3 protein-coding genes are annotated in these 2,606 nt (G+C 70.8%); 1 reads left to right on the plus strand and 2 read right to left on the minus strand.

The annotated features are described in order from the left end of the window. Positions 1-131 precede the first annotated feature (131 nt). Positions 132-563 (plus strand): Rossmann-fold NAD(P)-binding domain-containing protein, encoded by a 432-nt coding sequence (locus AB0J52_RS35605; RefSeq protein WP_500187322.1) that lies wholly within the window; start codon positions 132-134, stop codon positions 561-563. Positions 564-574: 11 nt separating this feature from the next. On the opposite strand, the gene AB0J52_RS35610 is transcribed toward AB0J52_RS35605, so the two are convergent. Both AB0J52_RS35610 and AB0J52_RS35615 read right to left on the minus strand, forming a co-directional pair. Then, entirely contained in the window at positions 575-1,438 is an 864-nt protein-coding gene (locus tag AB0J52_RS35610) for a hypothetical protein (protein ID WP_500187323.1), read from the minus strand. A gap of 59 nt (positions 1,439-1,497) precedes the next feature. Continuing rightward, complete coding sequence (locus AB0J52_RS35615) at positions 1,498-2,370, minus strand: hypothetical protein (RefSeq protein ID WP_500187324.1); 873 nt, start codon at positions 2,368-2,370, stop codon at positions 1,498-1,500. Positions 2,371-2,606: the final 236 nt, after the last annotated feature.

The following is a 2,606-nucleotide window of genomic DNA, read 5'->3' on the forward strand; positions in this document are numbered from 1 at the left end:
CAAAAGCGGCTCAATCCGCCGCCACGCCACATCGGTCAACTCATGCCGTCGCACCACGACACACCATCAACCCACAACCCAAGATCCACCTCAGCCGAACACCAAGATCTGCCGGACAGGCCCTAGCGCGGGTGGTCAACGTCAGCTCGGCCGGGCAGGCGCCACTGGACTTCGACGACGTGATGCTGGACCGCCACTGGACCGGCGTACAGGCCTACTGCCAGGCCAAACTCGCGCAGATCATGCTCACCTTCGAGCACGCCGAACTCCTGCGCGGGCAGGGCGTCACCGTCAACGCCCTGCACCCCGCGTCCTACATGCCCACCAAGATCGTCGAGGGGCTGTTCGCGGTGCAGAGCACCCTGGAGGAAGGAGTGGACAACACCGCCCGGCTGGTCGGCGACCCGGCCCTCGCCGAGGTCACCGGGACCTATTTCAACCGGTCCCGTCCCGCCCGAGCGCATCACCAGGCCTACGACGAGCAAGCCCGGGCCCGCCTCCTAGAACTCAGCGAGAAGCTGACCGGCATCCCGTTCCCCGCAACCCCGTCGCTTGCCGCCTGATCCGTCCCCGGTCAGTACTCCTCCGGGGGGTCGAGGTCGTCCTCGGTGCGTTCGAGGCCGAGGCGGGCGGCCAGGCCGAGGAGGGCCTGAGGCGTGCGGCCCGAGAGGAAGACGCCGCCGCAGTCGCCCTTGGCGAGATGGACGAGCACGTCCGGACCGCCGTGGACGATCCCGTCCTGACCGAGTTCGCGCCATGGCTCGAAGCCGAGCGCCGGCAGTTCGGCCTCGATCCTGGCGACCAGTTCGGACCCGTCGTCGTCGCCGACGTCCTCCAGGTACGCCTGCGTCGACCAGCCGAGGGTGCGCGGCAGCCGCTGCACGGCCAACTGGAGGAAGAACTCCGAGACCGACCGGGCCTGGAGGGCCCATTCACCCTCGCTGACGTCGACGTCGACCAGCACGCGCGGATCGGGTTCGTGCGCGTCGGCCGCCGGATATCCCCACTCGTTGCAGCCCTGGTACTCGGCCATGAACACCACGACGCGGTGGTCGGCGTCCGGCGGGACCAGGTCCGAGTCATCCGGGATCGGACCCCTGTTCTCGCCGGCGGGCGGCGCGTCCCGGAGGCTCGGCGGGTAGATGGGGTGCGTCCCGTAGAGGCGGGGGCTGTGGGCGAAGGAGTTGAACGGCAGCTCCCACCACTCGTCCAGGGCGGCCGGGATGGGCAGGGCGCCCTCCCCGGCCCGGTCGGTGTCTCCGCTTGGGTCGGGCACGTGCTTGTCGGGCACGTGCTGCTCGTCCCGGCGGGTCCAGCGGGACGAGCCCGGCTTGACCGCGTAGCCCCATTCCTCCTGGAACTCCCGCAGGACGTCCCAGGGGTTCGGGGCGGCCCTCAGGCGATCCGTGAGCGTCCCGTAGTCAACGATCTTCGCCACGCCGAGAAGCGTAGGGGGACGGCCCGACGGACCGTCCCCGAAGCGGACTTGTCGGTCGGTTAGCAGTCGCCGGGCTCGCTGAGATCGTCCGCGTCGGCCTTGACGCCGAGGCGGGACGCCAGCTCCAGCACGGCTTCCGGGGTGCGGCCGGTGAAGCGGAGCCCGCCGAGTTCGCCGTCCGCGTGGTAGACGAGCACGTCCGGGCCGCCGTGGACGATCGTGTTCTGCTGGAGCTCGGCCCACGGCTCGAAGCCGAGCGCGGGCATCTCGGCCCTGATCCGCGCGAGCAGGCCGGCGCTGCCCAGGGTCTGGTCGGCGACGTCCTCCTCGTAGACCTCCAGCGACCAGCCGAGCGCGCGCGGCAGCCGCTGGACGGTGAGCTGGAGGAAGAACTCCGAGACCGACCGGGCCTGGAGCACCCACTCGTCGTCGTCCACGCTGACCAGGACGCGCGGGTCGGGTTCGTGCGCCTCGGCGGCGAGGTAGCCCCACTCGTTGCAGTACTGGTTCTCGGCCATGAACACGACGACGCGGCGGTCGGCGTCCGGGGCGACCAGGTCCGAATCGTCCTGGAGGGGGCCCGCGACGCCGTAGCCGGACGGGTCGGGCCGCACGGTCGGCGGGTAGACCGGGTTCGTCTCGTAGTGCTGGGCGTCGTGGGTGAAGGAGTTGAACGGCAGCTCCCACCACTCGTCCAGCGCGGCCGGGATGGGCAGGGCGGTGTCGACGCCCTCGAACCGGTCGTCGTCCGCCTTGCCGTGCAGCTCGCGGACGTACGCCTCGTGCTCGTCCTCGGACAAGCGGTCCCACCGGGACGAGCCCGGCTTCACGGCGTAGCCCCACTCCTCGTGGAACTCGCGCAGCACATCCCAGCGGTTCGGCGCGGCCTTCAGCCGCTCCGCGAACGTCCCGTAATCCACGATCTTCGCCACGCCGAGAAGGGTAGGGGCCCGGCCCGACAAACCACCCTCTTTTGGGAAGCCCCAGCCGAAGTGGGCCAGGCCCGTAGGTGCGGCCGCTAGTACTCCTCGGGGGCGTCGAGTTCGTCCTCGGTGCGTTCGAGGCCGAGGCGGGCGGTCAGGTCGAGCAGGGCCCGGGGCGTGCGGCCGGAGAGGAAGATGCCGCCGCTCTCGCCCTTGGCGAGGTGGACGAGCACGTCCGGCCCGCC

The organism is Spirillospora sp. NPDC049652 (genome assembly GCF_040675125.1).
Lineage (GTDB): Bacteria > Actinomycetota > Actinomycetes > Streptosporangiales > Streptosporangiaceae > Spirillospora.